17 protein-coding genes and 1 other RNA gene are annotated in these 21,548 nt (G+C 70.9%); 2 read left to right on the top strand and 16 right to left on the bottom strand.

What is annotated here, in order from left to right; translation table 11 throughout:
* Positions 1-23: 23 nt before the first annotated feature.
* A complete protein-coding gene (locus ACFYSH_RS18890; protein ID WP_042837321.1) occupies positions 24-326 on the bottom strand; it encodes a DUF3039 domain-containing protein in 303 nt (100 codons plus the stop codon).
* A gap of 31 nt (positions 327-357) precedes the next feature.
* Positions 358-957 (bottom strand): YqgE/AlgH family protein, encoded by a 600-nt coding sequence (locus tag ACFYSH_RS18885; RefSeq protein WP_359471393.1) that lies wholly within the window; start codon positions 955-957, stop codon positions 358-360.
* 296 nt (positions 958-1,253) lie between these two features.
* Between ACFYSH_RS18885 and murA the strand changes: the two genes are divergently transcribed.
* On the top strand, positions 1,254-2,594 hold the full coding sequence (murA, locus tag ACFYSH_RS18880; protein WP_014155976.1) for a UDP-N-acetylglucosamine 1-carboxyvinyltransferase: 1,341 nt from the start codon (positions 1,254-1,256) through the stop codon (positions 2,592-2,594).
* A 345-nt stretch (positions 2,595-2,939) separates the two neighbouring features.
* On the opposite strand, the gene ACFYSH_RS18875 is transcribed toward murA, so the two are convergent.
* The 11 genes from ACFYSH_RS18875 to ACFYSH_RS18825 form a co-directional block, all read right to left on the bottom strand.
* Complete coding sequence (locus tag ACFYSH_RS18875; RefSeq protein ID WP_003968811.1) at positions 2,940-3,221, bottom strand: HU family DNA-binding protein; 282 nt, start codon at positions 3,219-3,221, stop codon at positions 2,940-2,942.
* Positions 3,222-3,615: 394 nt separating this feature from the next.
* Positions 3,616-5,049, bottom strand: coding sequence for an NAD-dependent malic enzyme (locus ACFYSH_RS18870; protein WP_388753765.1), 1,434 nt, complete (start codon positions 5,047-5,049; stop codon positions 3,616-3,618).
* Positions 5,050-5,489: 440 nt separating this feature from the next.
* A complete protein-coding gene (locus ACFYSH_RS18865; RefSeq protein ID WP_359471397.1) occupies positions 5,490-7,859 on the bottom strand; it encodes a UvrD-helicase domain-containing protein in 2,370 nt (789 codons plus the stop codon).
* A gap of 137 nt (positions 7,860-7,996) precedes the next feature.
* On the bottom strand, positions 7,997-8,587 hold the full coding sequence (locus tag ACFYSH_RS18860; protein WP_388753762.1) for a CGNR zinc finger domain-containing protein: 591 nt from the start codon (positions 8,585-8,587) through the stop codon (positions 7,997-7,999).
* Between the two features lie 94 nt (positions 8,588-8,681).
* Positions 8,682-9,245: a GNAT family protein gene (locus ACFYSH_RS18855; protein ID WP_359471401.1), complete on the bottom strand. Its 564-nt coding sequence runs from the start codon at positions 9,243-9,245 to the stop codon at positions 8,682-8,684.
* 20 nt (positions 9,246-9,265) lie between these two features.
* Positions 9,266-10,411: a uroporphyrinogen-III synthase gene (locus tag ACFYSH_RS18850; RefSeq protein ID WP_359471403.1), complete on the bottom strand. Its 1,146-nt coding sequence runs from the start codon at positions 10,409-10,411 to the stop codon at positions 9,266-9,268.
* A 131-nt stretch (positions 10,412-10,542) separates the two neighbouring features.
* The gene (locus ACFYSH_RS18845; protein WP_359471405.1) at positions 10,543-11,874 is read right to left on the bottom strand and encodes a nitrate/nitrite transporter; all 1,332 of its coding nucleotides are present in this window, start codon (positions 11,872-11,874) and stop codon (positions 10,543-10,545) included.
* 153 nt (positions 11,875-12,027) lie between these two features.
* Complete coding sequence (locus tag ACFYSH_RS18840; RefSeq protein ID WP_359471407.1) at positions 12,028-13,269, bottom strand: acyltransferase; 1,242 nt, start codon at positions 13,267-13,269, stop codon at positions 12,028-12,030.
* On the bottom strand, positions 13,266-15,464 hold the full coding sequence (locus tag ACFYSH_RS18835; protein ID WP_388753757.1) for a glycosyltransferase: 2,199 nt from the start codon (positions 15,462-15,464) through the stop codon (positions 13,266-13,268). The genes ACFYSH_RS18840 and ACFYSH_RS18835 overlap by 4 nt, the downstream gene beginning before the upstream one ends.
* A complete protein-coding gene (locus ACFYSH_RS18830) occupies positions 15,465-16,115 on the bottom strand; it encodes a hypothetical protein (RefSeq protein ID WP_388753755.1) in 651 nt (216 codons plus the stop codon).
* 166 nt (positions 16,116-16,281) lie between these two features.
* Entirely contained in the window at positions 16,282-17,253 is a 972-nt protein-coding gene (locus tag ACFYSH_RS18825) for a LysR family transcriptional regulator (RefSeq protein ID WP_388753753.1), read from the bottom strand.
* An 84-nt stretch (positions 17,254-17,337) separates the two neighbouring features.
* Between ACFYSH_RS18825 and ACFYSH_RS18820 the strand changes: the two genes are divergently transcribed.
* Positions 17,338-18,564, top strand: coding sequence for an MFS transporter (locus ACFYSH_RS18820; RefSeq protein WP_388753750.1), 1,227 nt, complete (start codon positions 17,338-17,340; stop codon positions 18,562-18,564).
* A gap of 740 nt (positions 18,565-19,304) precedes the next feature.
* On the opposite strand, the gene ssrA is transcribed toward ACFYSH_RS18820, so the two are convergent.
* The 3 genes from ssrA to ACFYSH_RS18805 form a co-directional block, all read right to left on the bottom strand.
* Positions 19,305-19,692, bottom strand: a transfer-messenger RNA (tmRNA) gene (ssrA, locus tag ACFYSH_RS18815).
* 132 nt (positions 19,693-19,824) lie between these two features.
* A complete protein-coding gene (gene smpB, locus ACFYSH_RS18810; protein ID WP_359471415.1) occupies positions 19,825-20,313 on the bottom strand; it encodes an SsrA-binding protein SmpB in 489 nt (162 codons plus the stop codon).
* A gap of 18 nt (positions 20,314-20,331) precedes the next feature.
* Positions 20,332-21,519, bottom strand: a complete 1,188-nt coding sequence (locus tag ACFYSH_RS18805; RefSeq protein ID WP_359471417.1) for a S41 family peptidase — start codon at positions 21,517-21,519, stop codon at positions 20,332-20,334.
* Positions 21,520-21,548: the final 29 nt, after the last annotated feature.

Raw genomic sequence — 21,548 nt, 5'->3', positions numbered from 1 at the left:
AGAGGAACGAAAGGCCGGCGCGGCTACTTCTTGCCGCTGTTGTCCTTGCCGCCCTTGCCCTTGTCCTTGTCGCCACCGGCACCCATGGACTCGTAGATCTCCTTGCACATGGGACAGACCGGATACTTCTTGGGGTCGCGGCCCGGGACCCAGACCTTGCCGCACAGCGCCACCACGGGAGTGCCCTCCAGGGCACTCGCCATGATCTTGTCCTTCTGGACGTAATGGGCGTAGCGCTCGTGGTCACCGTCGCCGTTCGACACCTGCGGTGTCGGCTCTACGAGGGTCCCCGTACCTGCCCCGCGCTCGGGCTCAAGAGTGCTCATAACTGCCAAGCGTACTGAATTGCTCCGCGCATCAGTTCAACGAAGGGTCGTCCGGATACGTCGCGATCATCGCCAGTTCGCTGCGCTGTCGCCGCAGAACCGCACGCCAGAGGTTCTCCGGGTGCGGCGACGAGACGTCGCCGGGCTCCGACTCGACCACGTACCAGGCGCCGTCCGTCAGCTCCGTCTCCAGCTGACCGGGCCCCCAGCCCGCGTATCCGGCGAAGATCCGCAGCGAGCCGAGCGCCGCCGCCAGCAGCTCCGGCGGGGCCTCCAGGTCCACCAGGCAGATGGCCCCGTGCACCCGGCGGCAGCCGATGGGGTCTCCCCTGCTCGAGCGGTGTCCGGAGCTCGCGGCAGACCGTTCGTCCCCCGGGATCACCGCCACACCCAGCGCCGAGTCGAGCGAGACCGGGCCGCCCTGGAAGACCACGTCAGGCTCGCCGGTCAGGCCGGCCCAGGACTCCAGGATGTCCCCGACACCGACCGGGGTCGGGCGGTTCAGGACCACGCCCAGCGAGCCCTGCTCGTCGTGGTCGAGGAGCAGCACCACCGCACGGTCGAAATTCGGGTCCGCCAAGGCGGGTGCGGCCACGAGCAGCCGTCCTGTGAGCGAGGACACCTCCGTCATGGCACAGATGATCCCGCATCTTCGCCCTCCGCGGGGGCCGAGTGGCCCGCCCGGTTCCGGACGACGTCCGTCCGCAGCTCAGGCGCACGGACGCAGCACAGGCGCACGGGGAGAGCGTGATCCCTGGCCCGCCCGACGGTCCTCGCGGACGGTGACCCTCCGCGAGGCCGGAGAAGCGGAGCGTGTTGTGGCGCATTCATGACGTTCGTATGTCCCCCGGTGCCTTACGGAAGGGGGGTCGGCGGCCATTACCCTTTTGATGGCCCCCTGCCCGACCACTCCGGAACGCGAGATACATGACCGGCACAGACGATGTCCTGCTTGTCCACGGCGGCACCCCGCTGGAGGGCGAGATCCGCGTCCGAGGCGCCAAGAACCTGGTGCCGAAGGCAATGGTCGCCGCGCTGCTCGGCAGCGGGCCCAGCCGGCTCCGCAACGTGCCCGACATCCGCGATGTGCGGGTGGTCCGGGGGCTGCTGCAGCTGCACGGCGTGACCGTCCGTCCCGGCGACGAGCCGGGCGAACTCATCCTCGACCCGTCGCACGTCGAGAGCGCGAACGTCGCCGACATCGACGCCCACGCGGGCTCGTCGCGCATCCCGATCCTCTTCTGCGGCCCGCTGCTGCACCGGCTGGGCCACGCGTTCATCCCGGGGCTCGGCGGCTGCGACATCGGCGGACGGCCGATCGACTTCCACTTCGAGGTGCTCCGCCAGTTCGGCGCGACCATCGAGAAGCGTGCGGACGGCCAGTACCTGGAGGCTCCGCAGCGGCTGCGGGGTACGAAGATCCGGCTGCCGTACCCGTCGGTGGGCTCCACCGAGCAGGTGCTGCTGACCGCCGTCCTCGCCGAGGGCGTCACCGAGCTGTCCAACGCGGCCGTCGAGCCGGAGATCGAGGACCTCATCTGCGTACTGCAGAAGATGGGCGCGATCATCTCCATGGACACCGACCGGACCATCCGGATCACGGGGGTCGACAGGCTCGACGGTTACACCCACCGGGCGATCCCCGACCGCCTGGAGGCCGCCTCCTGGGCGTCCGCCGCGCTGGCGACCGAGGGCAACATCTACGTGCGCGGCGCCCAGCAGCGCTCGATGATGACGTTCCTCAACACCTTCCGCCGCGTCGGAGGCGCCTTCGAGATCGACGACGAGGGCATCCGCTTCTGGCACCCGGGCGGCGCGCTGAACGCCATCGCCCTGGAGACGGACGTGCACCCCGGCTTCCAGACGGACTGGCAGCAGCCGCTCGTCGTGGCCCTGACGCAGGCCGCAGGCCTGTCGATCGTCCACGAGACGGTGTACGAGTCCCGGCTCGGCTTCACCTCGGCGCTCAACCAGATGGGGGCGCACATCCAGCTGTACCGCGAGTGCCTCGGGGGCTCCGACTGCCGTTTCGGCCAGCGGAACTTCCTGCACTCGGCGGTCGTGTCCGGGCCCACGAAGCTCCAGGGCGCGGATCTGGTCATCCCCGACCTGCGCGGCGGGTTCTCGTACCTGATCGCCGCTCTGGCGGCCCAGGGCACGTCCCGGGTGCACGGCATCGACCTGATCAACCGCGGCTACGAGAACTTCATGGACAAGCTCGAGAAGCTCGGGGCGAAGGTCGAACTGCCCGGCGGCTCACTCGTCTGACCCGCCGCCCGACGCGCTCCGGCGCGCGCACGGTGCTGCCGCACACAGCATTGCGCAACCCCGCACCCCCGCACCACAGTCCGCCGCCCCGGCCCCCGCGAGGGACCGGGGCGGCGGACTTTTCCGCTGTCCGTCGCCCGGCGTTCACGACCGGTGCCACAGACGGCCCGCACAGGGCCGTACGGGGCGGGTGGCCTGTCCCGGGGCCGTCAGGGGGTGTGGAAGCCCCGCAGCCCGCCTCACAGCGCCCGTGAGGGGGTGTGCGCGAGGCTGCGGGGCTCCGGGTACGCCGAAGGGCGGCCGTCCTGGTCAGGACGGCCGCCCTTCTTTGCTGCCTCAGAGGCCTTACTTGCCCTTGGCGGCTTCCTTGAGCTTGGAGCCCGCGGAGACCTTCACGCTGTAGCCGGCCGGGATGTTGATCGGGTCGCCGGTCTGCGGGTTGCGAGCGGTGCGAGCGGCACGGTGGGTGCGCTCGAAGGTCAGGAAGCCGGGGATGGTGACCTTCTCGTCGCCCTTGGCGACGATCTCGCCGACGGTCTCGGCGAGGGCGGCCAGAACGGCGTCGGCGTCCTTGCGGGTCACCTCGGCACGGTCGGCCAGGGCGGCCACCAGCTCACTGCGGTTCATGTTTGTACTCCCGTGTTCTTCTTGCCTGTGAGGCGTGAGATCGAAGCCGATGCTGCCAGGGCCCTCTGACAGTCCCCGGACCCGGGTCTGATGTCAGACCCTCGCGCCCGAATACGCATCCTGCCCCCACCTGCGGCGCTAACGCCAATCCGGAACCCTCCGACGTCACACGAAAACCACCACCGCATGCCCGTGATGACGTTCCGTCGACTCCCTGGAGCGGTCCGCAGCGGATGCCGGGCCTGTGGGGCTCGCTGCCCGCCCACCCTAAAGGGGCGTTTGGGACGCCGCGACCCGCGACGCGCCGTACGGGGCGCCCGGACGTGAGCTACGGCACCGTCAGCGGGAGCCGTGGTCGGCCCCCGTGGACGGCTGTGGCGGGCCGGGCCGCGTCCTACGCGGGGTCGGACGCCGCCTCGGCGACTCCGGCCGCCTTCGCGGCCTCCCGGACGGCGCCCGCGACGGCACCCGCGACCTTGTCGTTGAAGACCGACGGGATGATGTAGTTCGCGTTCACCTCGTCCTCCGCGACGACGTCGGCGAGGGCGCGCGCGGCGGCGAGCATCATCTCCGTGTTGACGGTGCGGGACTGAGCGTCCAGCAGTCCGCGGAAGACACCCGGGAAGACCAGCACGTTGTTGATCTGGTTCGGGAAGTCGGAGCGTCCGGTGGCGACAACGGCCGCCGTCTCACGGGCGATCGCCGGGTCCACCTCGGGGTCCGGGTTCGCGAGCGCGAACACGATCGCGCCCTCCGCCATGGCAGCGACGTCGGCGCCGTCCAGGACGTTCGGGGCGGAGACGCCGATGAAGACGTCGGAGCCGGCGACGGCCTCCTTGAGGGTGCCGGTGACGCCCTCGGGGTTGGTGTTGTCGGCGATCCAGCGCAGCGGCGAGTCCGGGGTGGCGTCCACCAGGTCCTCGCGGCCCGCGTGCACCACACCGTGGATGTCGGCGACGACCGCGTGCTTGACGCCCGCGGCGATGAGCAGCTTCAGGATGGCCGTGCCGGCCGCGCCGGCGCCGGACATGACGACCCGTACGTCACCGATCGACTTGTCCACCACGCGCAGCGCGTTGGTCAGTGCGGCGAGGACGACGATCGCGGTGCCGTGCTGGTCGTCGTGGAAGACGGGGATGTCCAGGGCCTCACGCAGCCGTGCTTCGATCTCGAAGCAGCGGGGGGCGGAGATGTCCTCCAGGTTGATCCCCGCGAAGCCCGGGGCGATCGCACGGACGATCGCGACGATCTCGTCGGTGTCCTGCGTGTCCAGGCAGATCGGCCAGGCGTCGATGCCGGCGAAGCGCTTGAAGAGGGCCGCCTTGCCCTCCATCACCGGGAGGGACGCCATCGGGCCGATGTTGCCGAGACCGAGCACCGCCGAGCCGTCGGTGACCACCGCGACGGCATTCCGCTTGATGGTCAGGCGGCGGGCGTCCTCGGGGTTCTCCGCGATCGCCATGCAGACCCGCGCCACACCCGGGGTGTAGATCATCGAGAGGTCGTCACGGTTGCGGATGGGGTGTTTCGACGCCATCTCGATCTTGCCGCCGAGGTGCATCAGGAACGTACGGTCGGAGACCTTGCCGAGGACGACGCCCTCGATGTCGCGCAGACCTTCGACGATCTCGTCCGCGTGCGAGGTCGAGGAGGCCGCGATCGTGACGTCGATCCGCAGCTTCTCGTGGCCGGAAGCGGTTACGTCGAGGCCGGTGACCGATCCTCCGGAGGACTCCACGGCCGTGGTGAGCTGGGAGACCGCTGTGCCGCTCGCGGGCACCTCCAGCCTGACCGTCATCGAGTACGAGACGCTGGGCGCCGTTGCCATGGCCGAGTCCTTCGCTTTTCTGAGCTTCATTGCCGCACGCAGAGGGGGCCTGAGCCCCGCACGTGCGTTCCGATCGTTGCACCTACCGGCCGGTAGCAGGTAATGACTGCCACTTTTCGGAAAGTTATTTCCACCATACGAGAAGTAGGCGTCCTGCGTAACCCCGGAGAGCACCCGAGCAGGCCGGATGCCCCGGCGAAACAGAAACAGACCCGCGCCACCAACAGGTGACGCGGGTCTGTCTTCTACCGGTCAGATGACACCGGCCCGCCATGCTCGCCTCGCGGCAAGTGGTCGCTCGAAGCGACTAAGGTTGGGCCCGGGGGCTTGGATCGAGCCGGTGCCGTCTCCAGGCTAACAAAGACCCCGGAGAAGTGATTCCCGCGCGACGGGCCGACTCGGAGAAGTACGGCGGCACGCGGGAGCCGGCCGCCGCCCCCTCAGTCCCTCAGCAGGTCGGGGACACCGTCCGCGTCCGGCATGTCACGCTCCCCCGAGACCACGGTGAGCTGCTGCGTCGCACGGGTGAGTGCCACGTACAGCACCCGCAGCCCCGCCGGGGACTCGTCGGCGATCTCCGCGGGGGAGACCACCACCGTGGCGTCGTACTCCAGGCCCTTCGCCTCCAGGCTCCCCAGCGCCACGACCCGCTCGCCGAGCTCCTCCAGCCAGGCACGGGCCTCGGCACGGCGGTTCATCGCGACGACCACACCGACGGTGCCGTCGACCTCCGCGAGCAGCCTGCGGGCCTCCTCACGGACGGTCGAGGCGAGGTCCCCGTCCCGCACCGTCTCGAAGCGCGGCTCGACACCGGTCGACCGGACCGCCGCCGGGGCTTCCATCCCCGGCATGGCCAGCGCCAGCACCTTGGCCGCGAGCTCGGCGATCTCCGCCGGGTTGCGGTAGTTCACGGTGAGGGTGAAGTGGCGTCGCGGCCGGTTGCCGAGCGCCTCGTCACGGGCCGCGGACGCCTCGTCCGGGTCCGACCAGGAGGACTGCGCCGCGTCACCGACGATCGTCCAGGTCGCGTGCCGGCCGCGGCGGCCGACCATCCGCCACTGCATCGGCGTCAGGTCCTGCGCCTCGTCGACGATGACATGGGCGTACTCGGTACGCTCCGCCGCCAGCCGCTCGGCCCGCTCCCGCTGTGTCTCCTCGCGCTGCGGCATCAGCTCCTCCAGCCCCGTGAGCTGGTCCAGCGGGTCGGCCTCCCGCTTCCGCTTCGGGCGGGCCGGAGTGCCCAGCAGGGTCTGCAGCTCGTCCAGGAGCGCCACGTCGTGGACGGAGAGCGGGCCCTTGCCGTCCTCGTCCAGCCGCCTCAGCGAACGGGCCAGGCGGCGCACCTCGCCCTGGTTGAGGATGCGGCGCGCCCACCGGTTCAGCCGGCGCTCGTCGGACATGGCGGCCAGCACCCGGCGAGGGGTGAGTTCCGGCCACCAGGCGTTCAGGAAGGCGAGGAACGGGGTCTCGGTGGACACGTCCTCGTCGAACGAGGAACGCAGCTCGGCGACCAGCTCGGGGTCGGTGTAGCGGCCCCGGCCCGAGGACTTGTTCCACAGGGCGTCCAGGAGCAGCTTGCGGGCGCGCGGGCGCAGCAGGTTGACCGGCGCGGTGCCGCCGAGGACGTTGTGCCGGATCCGCCGGAGCTCGTCCGCCTCCAGCTCGACGCGCGCGCCGAAGGCCACCACCCGCAGCCGGGTGGGGGTGCCCGCCTCGGCGGGGGCCGCGCCGAACTCGAGCTGGCCCTCCTGGGGGGCGGGCCGGGGCGCGGGCTGCTCCAGCGCCCCGCGGGCCGCCTTGCGCAGCACGTGGAGCATCCGGGAGGAGCCCTTGATCCGGGCGACGGCGGGCTCGTCGTACGTGGTCGCGCCCTCCACCCCGGCGGCCTCGTCGGACAGCGATCCGACCGCGCGGATCGCGACCTGGCCCTCCTCGCCGAGCGAGGGGAGTACGCCTTCGGTGTACGCGACCAGGAGCGGGGTGGGCGAGACGACGAGGATGCCGCCCGCGTACCGCCGCCGGTCCTGGTAGAGGAGGTACGCGGCCCGGTGCAGGGCCACCGCCGTCTTGCCCGTACCGGGGCCGCCCGACACCTCGGTGACGGAGGCGGCGGGCGCGCGGATCACCAGGTCCTGCTCGGCCTGGATCGAGGAGACGATGTCCCGCATCGTGTGGCTGCGGGCCTGCCCCAGCGCGGCCATCAGGGCGCCGTCACCGATCACGGGCAGTTCGTCGCCCTTCAGCCGGGCGGTCAGCTCCGGGCGCATCAGGTCGTCCTCGACCCCGAGGACCTTGCGGCCCTTGGAGCGGATGACCCGTCGGCGTACGACCCGGCCGGGCTCCTTCGGCGTCGAACGGTAGAACGGCGCGGCGGCCGGCGCGCGCCAGTCGATCACCAGCGGCGCGTAGTCGGAGTCGAGTACTCCTATGCGGCCGATGTGGAGGGTCTCCGCGATCTCGGCCGTGTGGTCCTCCCCCACGGCGTCGTCGGCCGTCTCCACGGAGGTGAAGGCGCCGTCCGGGCCGCGTTCGCCGTCCTTGCCGCGCAGCAGGTCGATCCGCCCGAAGAGGAAGTCCTCGAACTCGTTGTTCAGCCGGTTGAGGTGGACGCCGGCGCGGAAGACCTGCGCATCGCGTTCGGCGAGGGCCCCGGGGGTGCCCACCTGGCCCCGTTTACTGGCGTCCTGCATGAGAAACTCCGCCTCGTCGATCTTCTCTTCGAGACGGCGGTAGACCCGGTCCAGATGTTCTTGTTCGACTCCGATTTCCCGGTCCCGCAACGAATCGACAGCGGCATCCTGCGCGGCCACCGAGGCCCCCTTCTGACGTGCATCGGGCAGCCGTCAACCGTACGCGAAAGGGGGGCCGAGCGCACCTGCCACCCGGGTCACGTTTCGGGTGGGTCCGAGCGCGTCATGAGCTCATGACGTCCACGGGCGCCGAGCTCTCACGGCACGGCCTTCACACGGGCCCGGTGCCGGGCCACCCGCTCCCGGTTGCCGCAGACCTCGCTGGAGCACCAGCGGCGCCGTCTCCCCCGCGAGGTGTCCAGGTAGAGCCGCCGGCAGGCATCGCCCTCGCACCGCCGCAGCCCCGCCCGCGCGACCGGGTCCGTCAGCAGGTCCACGGTGTCCCGGGCCACCACCGCGAGCAGTGCGCCGCACACCGGATCGGCACTCAGCGCCCGTACGAGCGCGCCGCTCCGCCCCCGCACGGCCCGCAGGCCCGGCGGGGCGCCCGCCGCCAGGGCGTTGACCCGCTCCAGCGCACGGTCGGCGACCTCTCCCGTCAGCTGGGCGGAGATCAGCCCGTCGATGCCCGTACGCAGCTGCCGGAAGCGCGCCACCCAGGTGTCGTCGACGGCCGCCAGCGGCGTCCCGGGCGGGACCAGGCGCGCGGCCACCAGCCATGCGGCGAGACGCGCCGGGGAGTCGAGCTGTTCGCACGCGCCGGAGACCTCGGGCCCGGTCGCCACCAGGGCCAGACAGACACGACCGGGGTCGAACCGCCGTCCGTGCAGGCCCGTTCCCGCTGCCATGTGCCTGTCACCGCCTCGGGGTACTCGGTGGGGATCGAGTCACCTTCCAGAGTGCCCGTGTCCGGCCCGGCCCGGAACCCCTCGTGCGCCGTGCTCAGCCCTGCGGCAGGCCGTCGTGCAGGATGCGCTGGAACAACCGGTGGTCCTGCCACGCGCCGTTGATGTGGAGATAGCGCGGCGCCGTGCCGTAGCGCTCGAATCCGCACTTCGCCAGTACCCGTTGCGAGGCCTCGTTGTCCAGGACCGTCCCCGCTTCGACCCGGTGCAGGCCCAGGTCGTCCCGTGCCGCTTCGCAGACCCGGGTGACGGCGGCCGTGGCCAGCCCGCGGCCCGCCCGGTCCACGTCGGTCCAGTAGCCGAGCCGGGCGTTGCGGAACGGCCCGCGCTCGATGGAGGCGAGCGTCACCGCTCCGACGACCCGGTCCTCCTCGTCGGCCAGCGCCCAGGGCATCGCACGCCCCGCGTCCCGGTCCGCCAACAGGCCCGTCAGCCGCTGGAGCTGCCCTTGCGGTGTGAAGAAGTGCTCGGGGCGCACGGGCTCCCAGCGGCGCATGTACGCGCGGCTGCGGGTCAGGGCCTCGGCGAAGGACTCGGCGTCGTCGAGGGTCACGGGCCTCAGCCGGACCCCGTCGGTCAGGCCATGGACGTCATCGATCATCCCCTGACCGTAGCGGCCGGTCAGGAGGCGTCGTACTTGGTGTCCGCAGAGGGGTCCAGCGCCAGCCGGTAGCCCCGCTTGACGACCGTCTGGATCAGCCGCGGCACCCCCAGAGCCGTGCGCAGCCGTGCCATCGCCGTCTCCACGGCGTGCTCGTCGGAGCCGCTTCCGGGCAGCGCCCGCAGCAGGTCGGCGCGGGAGACGACCCAGCCCGGCTTACGGGCCAGCGCGTGCAGCAGGGCCATGCCGGCCGGGGGAACCGGGCGCAGGGCGTTGTCGACCAGCACGGCGTGGCCCCGGATCTCGACCAGGTGGCCCGCGACGGGGAGCGTACGCGCCCGGGCGGGCAGTTGGGCGCAGAGCACCTGGACGAGCGGGCCCAGCCGGAAGCGTTCCGGCTGGACGGTGTCGATGCCCTTGGCCTGCAGGGGCAGGGCCGTGACCGGCCCGACGCAGGCGGTGACCACGTCATGGCTGAGGGCGGACAGCACCTCGGGGAGCAGGCCGCGGGTCTCCGCCCGGTTCAGGTAGGAGGCGGCGGCGGGAGCGCTGGTGAAGGTGAGGGCGTCCAGCCCCCGCGCGACGGTGAGGTCGAGCATGCGGTCGAGCGGGGCGATGTCCTCCGGGGGCATCCACCGGTAGACGGGTACGCCGACGACTTCGGCGCCCGCCGCGCGGAGCGACTCGACGAAACCGGGCAGGGGTTCGCCGTGCAGCTGGAGGGCGATCCGGCGCCCCTCGACGCCCTCGCCCAGCAGCCGGTCCAGCACCTCGGCCATCGACTCCGACTGCGGCGACCACGCCTCGGTGAGCCCGGCCGCCCGGATGGCGCCCTTGACCTTGGGGCCACGGGCCAACAGCTCTATGCCGCGCAACAGTCCCAGGAGCCGGTCGCCGATGCCCCAGCCGTCGGCCGCCTCGACCCAGCCCCTGAATCCGATGGCGGTGGTCGCGATCACGACGTCGGGGGCGTCGTCGATCAGTTCCTTGGTGGCGGCGAGGAGTTCGCTGTCGTCCGCGAGCGGCACGATCCGCAGTGCGGGCGCGTGCAGGACCGCGGCGCCCCTGCGCGTGAGGAGCGTCCCGAGCTCCTCGGCGCGACGGGCTGCGGTCACCCCGACCGTGAAGCCCGCCAGGGGCCCGTGCTGTGCGTCGTCGTCGTGCATGGCGTGATACCCGGCTCTCGTCCCGCTGGTGCTCGATGAATGCGGAGGACCGAGACTGTCAACCCTGCGTGACAGTCTCGGTTCTCTTGTATTTCCCGCCCGTTACGTCGTGCGACGCGCTGTGGTCACCGTCACACCTCGGCATAGCTGAGCTGGGGCTTCGCGGCCACCGCTTCGGTACGCCGAAGGTATACCGCCCACGTGAGGGTGAAGCAGACGGCGTAGAAGCCGAGGAAGCACCAGAAGGCGGCCGTCCCGGCGCCCGAGGTCGCGAAGGACTGACGGAACGCGAGGTTGATCGCGAGACCGCCCAGCGCGCCGATCGCGCCGATGAGTCCCATGGCCGCGCCGGAGAGCCGCCGCCCGTACGCCGCGGCCTCCTCGCCGCGCAGTCCCTTGGCGAGGCCCTGGGCGTGGAAGATGCCCGGGATCATCTTGAACGTCGAACCGTTGCCCAGGCCCGTCAGCACGAACAGCGCGATGAAGCCGACGAGGAAGACCGGCAGCGACTCGATCCCGGAGGCGTACACGACGACACCGGTCGCCGCCGCCATGGCCGCGAAGTTCCACAGGGTGATCCGGGCGCCGCCGTACCGGTCGGCGAGCCAGCCGCCCGCGGGCCGGATGAGGGAGCCGAGCAGCGGCCCGATGAAGGTGAGCGAGGCGGCCTGCAGCGGAGTCCGGCCGAACTGGGTCTGCAGGACGAGTCCGAAGGCGAAGCTGTAGCCGATGAACGAGCCGAAGGTGCCGATGTAGAGCACCGACATGATCCAGGTGTGCGGTTCGCGTACGGCCTGGAGCGCCGCCCCGGTGTCGTTCTGGACGGGCCGGAGGTTGTCCATCTTGAGCGCGGCGCCCAGCGCGGCGACGACGATCAGCGGTACGTACACCCCGAGCACGATCCGCGGGTGCGCGGCGCCGGCCGTACCGATCACCAGCAGGCCGATGAGCTGGACGACCGGTACGCCGATGTTGCCGCCGCCCGCGTTCAGCCCGAGCGCCCAGCCCTTCTTGCGCAGCGGGAAGAAGGCGTTGATGTTGGTCATCGACGAGGCGAAGTTGCCGCCGCCGATGCCGGTGAGCGCGGCGACGACGAGGAATGTGCTGTACGAGGTGCCCGGCTCCATCACCCAGAGCGCGGCGACGGTCGGCACCAGGAGCGACAGCGCGCTGAAGATGGTCCAGTTCCGCCCGCCGAACAGTGCGACCGCGAAGGTGTACGGCACCCGGACGATGGCGCCGACCAGGGTGGCCGTGGAGATCAGGAAGAACTTCCCGGCCGGGTCGATTCCGTACTCCGGCCCCATGAAGAGCACCATCACGGACCACAGGGACCAGATCGAGAATCCGATGTGCTCCGAGAGCACGGAGAACCACAGGTTCCGCCGGGCGGTCTTCTCGCCCGTCTCTCGCCAGAAGGTCTCGTCCTCCGGCTCCCACTGCTCGATCCAACGACCGGCCATCACGCGCCTCCACAGGGGTCGGGGTGTTGTCCTGCCGACGCTAGGGAGTCCGCGTTTCGGTGCGGTGCCGTGAGGTGACCGGTGCGCAACCTTGCTCTCACTCGGCTGCCGGGGGTGCGGTGAGCCGCATCGGCCGCACCCCCGTGGCGCCGGTCAGGCCCGGCGCCTGCGGTCCGCCCCGTTCGGCCACAGGCGGGGGCGGCGTTTGGCGGCGACGTCCTCGACCCAGCCGAACGCCAGGATCGCGAGGCCGGTCAGCGGCCAGATCGCGATCAGGAGCAGCCCGTCGTACGACTTCTCGATGTACGTGTCGAACGTGTCTCCGAACCACGGGACGGACCAGAGGCCCTCCACGAGGTGCGCGGCGGCCATCAGCAGCAGGTTGTGCCACAGATAGATCGTCACGGCCCTGTTGTTGGCCAGCGTGATCAGGCTGTCCCAGCCGGCGAGCCTGCCGGGGAGCTTCTGCCAGGACGGGGCGTAGACCAGGAGGATCGCGCAGAAGCCGAGGGACCAGGTGGCCTGGGCGAGCGGGATCTCGTCCAGGTTCCAGCCCTCCTCGGTGAGGTGCCCGGACGCCCACCACAGGCCGAAGCCCATGACGATCGCGGCGGACGAGACCAGCAGGTAGCGCGGGATCTCCTTCAGCAGACCGTCGGTGTGGGCGAAGCCCAGGATCCAGCAGGAACCGAACACGGCGAAGTCGACGAGCCCCTCACCGAAGGTGCCGGGAACCGTCACCAGCCCGGTGCCGATCACGGCGGTGAGGGCGATCGGGGCGAGCAGCGTGACCCACGGCAGCCTACGGAACGCCTTGAGCAGCAGCGGCGAGGCGAGCACGAACCAGAGGTAGGCCCGGATGTACCAGAGCGGTCCGGCCGCCTGGTCCGCCCAGGTCAGCTCCAACCATCCGCCCGGCGAGCCGCTCTCCTCGGGGTAGGGGGGCGAGCCGATCGGGAAGAGGTAGCTGCCGAGCTCGACGAACCACCACAGCCCCTCCTCCCGGACGGGCTTCCAGCTCAGCGCGAACATCACCGGCACGACGACGAGCGAGAACGCCCACATCGGGGGGAGCAGCCGGCGCAGCCGACCGCGGATCACGCTTCCCGCGGGCCGGGCCAGCGAGCGGGCCATCAGCGAACCGGCCAGGGCGAACATCACGCCCATGGACGGGAAGATGACGGTCAGCCAGGCCCAGCCGAACAGGTGGAAGACGACGACACGGACCAGGGCCACGGCCCTGAGCAGGTCGAGATAGCGGTCACGTCCGGGCTCGGCGCGGGGCGCGGGGGTCCCGGCGGCTTCCGGGGCCGCGGGGACCCGTACCGGATATGCCGCCGGGGCGGGCACGGTGGCGGACGGCGGGGTGGTGTGCGCGGCGTCGGGGTAGGTCATGCCACCGGCCTCCGGTCCTTGTCCGTGTCCTTGCGACGGGCCGGAGTACCGCCCGGCGCCTCCACCACGCCGGTGCGCCGCAGCTTCTGCCAGCGCAGTCGGCCACCGGTGAGAGCGGTGATCCAGGACTGGAGCAGCACGACGTACATCAGCTGCCGGTACAGGATCTGCTGGAGCGGCAGCGAGATCAGATGGGTCATGCGCTCCCGGTCCAGCCGGAAGGCGTACGCGGCGCAGACGGCCTGCACCAGCAGGACCCCGAACCAGGCCGCGACCGTCTTCCCCGTGGGGCCGAAGACCAGTCCGTACAGCAGGAAGACGTCGATGAGGGGTGCCAGGAGCGGGGCGACGACCATGAACAGGGAGACGAACGGCAGGCCCACCCGCCCGAAGCGGCCCGAGGGGCCCCGCTCGACGACCGCGCGGCGGTGCTTCCAGATGGCCTGCATCGTGCCGTACGACCACCGGTAGCGCTGCGACCACAGCTGCTGCACGGACTCCGGGGCCTCCGTCCAGGCCCGGGCGTTCTCGGCGTAGACGACGCGCCAGCCGTCGCGGTGCAGCCCCATGGTGACGTCGGTGTCCTCGGCGAGGGTGTCCTCGCTCATGCCGCCGATCCGGTCCAGCGCGTCACGGCGGAAGGCGCCGACCGCACCGGGGATGGTGGGCATGCAACCCAGGAGGTCGTACATCCTGCGGTCGAGGTTGAAGCCCATCACGTATTCGATGTGCTGCCAGGCGCCGATCAGGGAGTCGCGGTTGCCCACCTTGGCGTTGCCCGCGACCGCTCCGACCCGGGGGTCGGCGAACGGCTGGACGAGCTCGCGCACGGTGGACGGTTCGAAGACCGTGTCGCCGTCCATCATCACGACGATGTCGTAACGGGCGTGCGCGATGCCGTTGTTGAGGGCTGCGGGCTTGCCGGCGTTGCGCTGGCGCACGACCCGGACGTTCGGGATCCGCATCGCTTCGACGAGGTCGGCCGTGCCGTCCGTCGAACCGTCGTCGATGACGACGACCTCGATCGGATAGTCACTGGCCACCAGCGACCTCACGGTGGCCTCGATGCACTCGCGTTCGTTGTACGCGGGCACGAGGACCGACACGGGCCGGGTGAACGGATCGCCCCAGCTGAAGCCCTTGCGGCGGACCTTCCTGGCGTGCAGGAAGGAGAGCAGCAGCATCAGCCCGAAGCGGACCATGACCAGGACGCCGATGACCGCGAGGCCGACCACCAGGACGCCGGTGACGTGCTCGGAGATCTCCACCGCTCCTACGAACGCCTTGCCCTTCCAGAGTGCGAACCCGGTGACCGGGGTGTGCGCGCTGGGGGCGCCGAGCGCCGAGGTCAGATGGGTGAACTCGTAGCCACGCTCCTGCATCTGCGGCAGGAACTTCGCCAGGGCGGCCACGGTCTGGGACCGGTCGCCGCCGGAGTCGTGCATCAGGATGACGGCGCCGTCGCCGTGCTCGGGCGTGGCGCGCTCGATGATCGCGTCCACGCCGGGGCGCTTCCAGTCCTCGCTGTCGGTGTTGTTCACGACCGTGAGGTAGCCGCGGCTGCCGATGTACTGCGTGACGGGCCAGGACTTGTTGTCCATGGCCTCGGAGAACGAGGAGTACGGCGGCCGGAACAGCGAGGTGCGGATGCCGGCCGCGCCCGCCAGCACCAGCTGGTTCTGGGAGAGCTCCCAGTCGATGCGGCTGGTGGTCTGGAACGAGAGGTCGGGGTGGTTGAAGGTGTGGAGCCCGATCTCGTGCCCCTCGTCGACCATCCGCTGCACGAGGTCGGGGTAGCGCGAGGCCATGGTGCCGGTGACGAAGAAGACGCCGTGCGCGTCGTGCTTCTCGAGCTCGTCCAGGACCCGTGGGGTCCAGACCGGGTCGGGGCCGTCGTCGAAGGTCAGGACGATCTTGTGGTCCGGTATCCGCAGCGTCTCGGCTTCCCCGCCCGGCGTGCGGGCGTCTATGACCGGGCCGCCGTCGAGCACCTCGTCCGGCACCTGGGTGGTGGGGGCGGGGGCCTGGACGCGGTGGTCGGCGAGGATCTCGCTGTGCACGTATCCGCGCAACATGAGCATGGCGAGCAGGGCCACAAGGAGGAGCGACGGAAGCAGGTAGCGCATGGGAAGTCTGCGCAGGACGGTCCGCTTCTTCTTCCGGGTGTGCCTGCCCCGCGAAACGGGGGTTGTCATCTACTGAGTGCCTTCTTGTGGTTGCACCGGTGATTCCGAGGGATCCGGGGACGTCGTCGGACTCTCCTCGACGGGCGGCTTCGGGGTGACCGACGCCGGCGGCTCCACGGTCGGCTCGTCGGGGGCCGGGTCGTCGGGAGCGGGGTCCGAAGAGGTGGTGTCCTGGGGCGGCTTGCCGGTCGCGGAGGCCGAGGCGCTCGCGCCGGGGCCGGCCGGTCCGGACGTGGAGGGGCCGCCCGCGGGAGCGATGGTGGCGGCGGCCGAGGGCGAGGCGGAGACGCCGGGCGTGGCCGCAGGGCTCTCGGACACCACCTCGTCACTCGGGGCGGGCCGCACCTCGACCTCTTCCGAGCCGTGCTCCTCCTGCCTGGAGAGCGGCAGCCAGGGGGCGCTGGAGTTCCCGCCGAGCACGGAGACCACGAGCGTCACCGCGTACACGGCGCAGATCGTGGCGAGGACCCAGCCCACCCGCCGGTACGTCTTGCTGCGGCGCCCGCTCTCGTCGACGAACACCGGACCGTCGGAAGGATCGGGAGGGCCGGGTTGAACGGGTAGTTCGGAGAGCTGACGCCCCAGTCCGTCCAGCTGGACGGTGACGTCGTTCGGCTCATGCGTGTGCCCGGTTCGGGTACCTTCGCGCCAATTGTCCACAGATGTTCGCACTTCCCCCACTCAATGAAACAGATGTGCGGGAAAATGACTGGAATCTTGCCATCGGACCGGGCCCCCACCCCGTCCGCACGCCACCTGCCACCGCGCATCGAGCCCTGAATGTAGCGCACGACGACGACTCGCAGAGGTCGGTATCAGCTGTTGCTCATGAACAGTGATCCATAAGTGATGCATCGGCTTCCGGTAGCCACGAGGTCGATGGCCGCACCATCCATCCTTCCGACGTGGCGAATTCGGCAACGGCCGCCCGCAGTGCGGCCAGTCCGGGGTGGTCCAGCCCCCTACGCCACACCATCAGCAGAGGCGACAGCGGCACCGGCCGTACGAGCGGGCGCAGCACCGTCCCCGGCAGCGCCGGGAAGCCCGCGACGGCGAGCACGGGGTTCCCGGTCTTCTTCATGACCCGCTGGAATTCGGCCACTCCCACGGCGAGCGGGGCCGGTGGCGCCAGGACGATGCCCCACTCCGCGAACAGCAGACTCGCGAGATCCGTCCACTCGGTCGTGCGCGTATTGCCTGCCCCTGCGTAGACGGTTTCGCCGGTCAGTTCACCCACGCCGACCTCCTCGCGCCCGGCCAGAGGATGAGCGTGCGGCAGGAGAACGGCCATCGGCTCGTACCGCACCGGCTGTACGTGGAGCTGGGCGAGCACCGCGGGAGCGAGCCCGGCCGCACGGCCGAAGGAGACGTCGAGCCGCCCGGCGAGCACCTCACCGGCCGCCCAGGTCAGCCCGCTCTCGAACCGAGCCATCAGTTCGCACTCGGGCGCGAGCTCCCGCGCCCGGGCCAGCACCCGGGCCGCCGTCATCCCGTCGGTGTTCAGATCGACCAGCAGCGGCCGGTCCTCCGGGTGCGCGAAAGCGGCGGAGAGAGCGGCGTGGGCGTCGAGCACCCGGCGGGCGTACGGGAGGAGGCGTTCCCCGTCCTGGGTGAGCGACACCTGCCGCGTGGTGCGGACGAAGAGCTCCCGGCCCAGCTCGCGCTCCAGTCGGCGGATGTCCCGGCTCAGCGCCTGCTGGGCGACGTAGAGCCGGGCGGCGGCCCGGGTGAAGTGCAGCTCCTCGGCCACGGCGACGAAGCCGCGGAGGAGTCGGGGATCGGTGTCGGACGCCGGCATGGGCGCCAAATTACAACAGAAGTGCGTCAATGGGCGGGGATCAGGTGTTGGACGGGGTCGGCCTCTCGATCCGAGGGTTGACGCGTGCCTCATGAAACCGCCGCCCCCGGCCCCACCGCCACCCCGTCCGGCTCGGGTTCGTACATCCGACTGCTGGCCACCCCCGGCGCACGCGCCTTCACCGCGGGCAACCTCCTCGCCCGGCTCCCCATGGGCATGTTCAGCGTCAGCGCCGTCATCATGATCGCCGGGGCGCACGGTTCGTACGCCCTCGCGGGTGCCGTCACCGCGACCGGCCTGGCCGCGACAGCCGTGGTCGCCCCCTGGACCGCACGGCTCGTCGACCGGCACGGCCAGGCCAGGATCGCGGTGCCCGCGACGGCGATCGCGGTGCTCGGCTCACTGGCCCTGGTGCTCTGCGTGCACCACGACGCACCGGTGTGGACCCTCTTCGCCGCGTACGCCGCGACGGCCACCAGCCCGAACACCGGCGGGATGTCACGGGCACGCTGGGCCCATCTGCACCGGGGGGACCCGGCCGCCCTGCACACCGCGAACTCCTTCGAACAGGCCGCCGACGAGCTGTGCTTCATGCTCGGCCCCGTCCTCGCCGCGTCCCTGTGCGGGGCTCTCTTCCCCGAAGCCGGCACACTCACCGGCGCCGTCCTGCTCATGACCGGAGTCCTGGTCTTCGCCGCACAGCGCGCGACCGAACCACCGGTGGCGCCGCGCACGACGGCCACCACGTCCCCGTTCCGCAACCCCGGCATGCCGGCACTGCTGATCGTCTTCCTGGCCACGGGGGCGGTGTTCGGATCGATGGAGGTCGTCTCCATCGCCCACGCGGGGGGCGCGATCCTGGCCCTCCAGGCCGCCGGTTCCTGCGCCGCTGGACTGGTCTACGGCTCGCTGCGCCCCGCCGGGGACGTGCACCGCAGACTGCTGCTCTGCCTGGCCTGCATGACGGCCCTGATGTCACTGCCCCTGCTGGCCGCGACCACGACCGACTCGCTGCCGGTGCTGGCCGGCTGCCTGCTCCTGGCGGGAGCGGCCACCGCGCCCACCATGGTCACCGGCATGACGCTGGTCCAGCGCTTCACCCCGCAGGCGCAGCTCAACGAGGGCATGACCCTCGCGGTCACCGCCATGCTGGGCGGCATAGCGGCGGGTTCGGCGGCGGGCGGCTGGCTGGTGGAGCACGCCGGGACGGCGACCGGGTACGGGGCCCCGATGTGCGCGGCGGCACTGGCGCTGGTTATCGCGGCGGCGGCGCACACGGTGCGGCGCCGGTGGCTCAGGGAGCCGTCATGAGTGTGCGGAGGCCGGCGACCAGGGCGTGTACGTCACGCTGGGCGGGTAACTCCACGGGAGCGTCGGGAGCCGGTGTGCGGCAGGGGCGGCAGAGGCTGCCGGGAAGGGCTTCGGACGGCCCGGGTGCGCCGCATCCGGTGCACTCCATCAGCACGCCGACCGCCCTCGCCGACGACCTGGCACCGGACGCGCCGCAGGTGCCCGGCGACATACCGTTCCCGCTCCGGCAGCAGCGCGAAGTCATCCGCGCGGGGCGGACGTTGGTCCGGGGCGGTGCGCTTGCCGTAGCCGGGGTGAGCTCGGGCGTACGGGCGCGAGGCTGCGGGCACGGGCAGGGCGGGACCAAGGTTCTCGACAGCCACGAGATCGGTTCCTTCGATCTTGGGGTGAGACCCCGGCCGGTGTGGTTAGCACCGTGTCGGGGTCGCTTCGTCGAGGGCACCGTAAGCAGTCGTGACACCGCGCTGCGCATCGGTCGCAATGAGTCATACTTGCTGGCCATGGCCCCCGGATCCCGAAGCTCAAGCGTCGGGCCCAGCCCTGTCGACGCACCCACGAAAGAGTGAGCCGCCCCGTTCCGGCCCTCGAAGCTCAGGCATCGAGACCCGAGCACCGGGACACCGCAGGGCGACCGTTCGCCCGCATGAAGACCGGCGTCCGCCCACTCGTCCTCGACCATCGCGTGCACGAAAAAGCCTCAGCCCCGCGAGCGGACTCGCGGGGCTGAGGCTTACATGGGGTGGTGGAGATGGCGGGAATCGAACCCGCGTCCAACGGTGCGGAACCAGGGCTTCTCCGAGTGCAGTTCGCTACGCTTTTCTCGGCCCCGGAGGTCACGCGAACAAGCCTCCGACAGGCCCAGTCACTGTTTGATTTCCTTCCAAGCCCCGTGACCGGGCTTAGAAGTTTAGATCCCTAGTTGATGCCAGGATCCGGGTCGGGATCAACCCCGGGCTGACACTCCGCAGAGTCTTCGCTTAGCTGCTAATTAGGCAGCGAGGGCGAAGGCGGAGGAATCGCGCTTGGAATTGGCGATTATTGTTTGCGACATATGGTTTACGAGATCATTGCCGCTTCCTCGACTCGCTTCCCCTGCTTCGACATCCGCTGTCGAAACCGATCATCCCCATGTTGTTTTTTCAAATGCGCGCACCTTCTGTGAGGTGCACGGCCCATCGTACGTGACCAACGCACGCGGATGCCACTGTATTCCGGCGGATCCGGGGCGCGGGCCCCGGGCTCGTCCGGCGCGGGGCTCGGCTACGCGCTGCGCTGACGCCGGCGGGCCGCCGAGATCGCACGGTTCGTCTCCCGCGTGTCCTGCTTCTCACGCAGTGTCTGGCGCTTGTCGTACTCCTTCTTGCCCTTCGCGAGCGCGATCTCGACCTTGACGCGGCTGTCCTTGAAGTACAGCGCGAGCGGCACGATCGTGTGCCCCGTCTCCTGCGACTTGGACTGGAGCTTGTCGATCTCGGCCCGGTGCAGGAGCAGCTTGCGCTTGCGCTTGGCCGCGTGGTTCGTCCAGGTGCCCTGCACGTACTCCGGGACGTGGATGTTGTGCAGCCACGCCTCTCCGTCGTCGATCTGGACGAAGCCGTCGACCAGCGACGCCCTGCCCATCCGCAGCGACTTGACCTCCGTACCCATCAGCACGAGACCGCACTCGTAGGTGTCGAGGACGTGGTAGTCGTGCCGCGCCTTCTTGTTCTGCGCAATCATCTTGCGCCCGGTGTCTTTTTCCTTGGCCATAGTGCGGTCATTTTCGCACTACGACCCACCCCCGAGGCCACTCAATACCGTCTCGCCCCGCTCCTGGGCCTCCGGACCCGCCCCGACGTCCGGCGTGATGCCGCTTCCCTCGACGCTGCGGCCCGCCGGAGTGCGGTAGTGCCCGACGGTCAGCTCGGCCACCGAACCGCCAGGGAGCTTGCTGGGCATCTGCACGGAGCCCTTGCCGAAGGTGCGTGACCCGACGGTCACCGCCCTCCCGCGGTCCTGCAGCGCTCCCGTCAGCAGTTCGGCGGCGCTCATCGTGCCGCCGTCCACCAGGACGACCAGCGGCCGGTCGGTGTCGCCGCCGGGCTCGGCGTACAGGGCGCGCTGCTCACCGTGCACGTCGTACGTGGCGACGAGCCCGCCGTCCAGGAAGGCGGAGGAGGCGGTGACGGCCTCGGTCACCAGACCGCCGGCGTTGGCCCGGAGGTCCAGGAGGATCCCGGCGTCCCCGGGTGCCTCGTCCACGGCATCACGGACCGCGGTGCCCGAGCCCTTGGTGAACGCGTCGACCTTGATCAGTACGGCGGAGGAGGGCTCGGGTCCGAGACGCCGGACGCTCACCGGGTCCGTGCTGAGTCGGGCCCTGTGCAGAGTGGTGGTCCAGGAGTGCGCGCCACGCCTCAGCCCGAGGACCACGGAGGAGCCCTCGGCCGCCTTCGTCCGGTCCCCGCGCAGCAGCGCGACCACTTCGGCGACGGGGCGCTTCCCGACCGTACGGCCGTCCACGGTGTCCAGCAGGTCGCCCTTGCGTACGCCGGCCAGGTCCGCCGGACCGCCGGGCTCGACCCCGGTCACGGCGACCTCGCCGTGCGCCGAGCGGCGGGCGGAGATGCCCACCCCAGTGTACGAGCCGTCGAGGGCCTGCTCGAATTCCTCGTACTCGCGCTCGTCGTACACCGCGCCCCAGCGGTCCCCGCTGCGGCTGACGACGTCCTCGGCGGCGTCCGTGCCGGACTTCCCGTCGGCCTGGGCGTCGGCGACCGCGTCCGCGATCTCCTCACGGTCCACGGAGCCCACGCTCGAGGACACCGAACGGGCTTCTGTCCTCGTGCCCGCGTCGTCCTCACGAGGCAGGGACCCGGTGGCCGCGGCGGTGGCCAGCACGCTCGCGAACACCAACGTCAGGGCCGCCCCGCGGCGGACACCGCGGGGCGTCACATGGTCAGTAAGGCCCGGCATGAGGCCGAGTGTAGGACAACGCCCCGTCC

Source organism: Streptomyces sp. NPDC005791, from assembly GCF_042871485.1.
GTDB lineage: Bacteria > Actinomycetota > Actinomycetes > Streptomycetales > Streptomycetaceae > Streptomyces.
This window is presented reverse-complemented; position numbering and strand designations above follow the sequence as displayed.

Bases quoted from the DNA above. Each gene is read 5' to 3' on its own strand.
- ACFYSH_RS18890 (WP_042837321.1), bottom strand. From the start codon at position 326: ATGAGCACTCTTGAGCCCGAGCGCGGGGCAGGTACGGGGACCCTCGTA.
- ACFYSH_RS18885 (WP_359471393.1), bottom strand. From the start codon at position 957: ATGACGGAGGTGTCCTCGCTCACAGGACGGCTGCTCGTGGCCGCACCC.
- murA (WP_014155976.1), top strand. From the start codon at position 1,254: ATGACCGGCACAGACGATGTCCTGCTTGTCCACGGCGGCACCCCGCTG.
- ACFYSH_RS18875 (WP_003968811.1), bottom strand. From the start codon at position 3,221: ATGAACCGCAGTGAGCTGGTGGCCGCCCTGGCCGACCGTGCCGAGGTG.
- ACFYSH_RS18870 (WP_388753765.1), bottom strand. From the start codon at position 5,049: ATGGCAACGGCGCCCAGCGTCTCGTACTCGATGACGGTCAGGCTGGAG.
- ACFYSH_RS18860 (WP_388753762.1), bottom strand. From the start codon at position 8,587: ATGGCAGCGGGAACGGGCCTGCACGGACGGCGGTTCGACCCCGGTCGT.
- ACFYSH_RS18855 (WP_359471401.1), bottom strand. From the start codon at position 9,245: ATGATCGATGACGTCCATGGCCTGACCGACGGGGTCCGGCTGAGGCCC.
- ACFYSH_RS18850 (WP_359471403.1), bottom strand. From the start codon at position 10,411: ATGCACGACGACGACGCACAGCACGGGCCCCTGGCGGGCTTCACGGTC.
- ACFYSH_RS18845 (WP_359471405.1), bottom strand. From the start codon at position 11,874: ATGGCCGGTCGTTGGATCGAGCAGTGGGAGCCGGAGGACGAGACCTTC.
- ACFYSH_RS18840 (WP_359471407.1), bottom strand. From the start codon at position 13,269: ATGACCTACCCCGACGCCGCGCACACCACCCCGCCGTCCGCCACCGTG.
- ACFYSH_RS18835 (WP_388753757.1), bottom strand. From the start codon at position 15,464: ATGACAACCCCCGTTTCGCGGGGCAGGCACACCCGGAAGAAGAAGCGG.
- ACFYSH_RS18825 (WP_388753753.1), bottom strand. From the start codon at position 17,253: ATGCCGGCGTCCGACACCGATCCCCGACTCCTCCGCGGCTTCGTCGCC.
- smpB (WP_359471415.1), bottom strand. From the start codon at position 20,313: ATGGCCAAGGAAAAAGACACCGGGCGCAAGATGATTGCGCAGAACAAG.
- ACFYSH_RS18805 (WP_359471417.1), bottom strand. From the start codon at position 21,519: ATGCCGGGCCTTACTGACCATGTGACGCCCCGCGGTGTCCGCCGCGGG.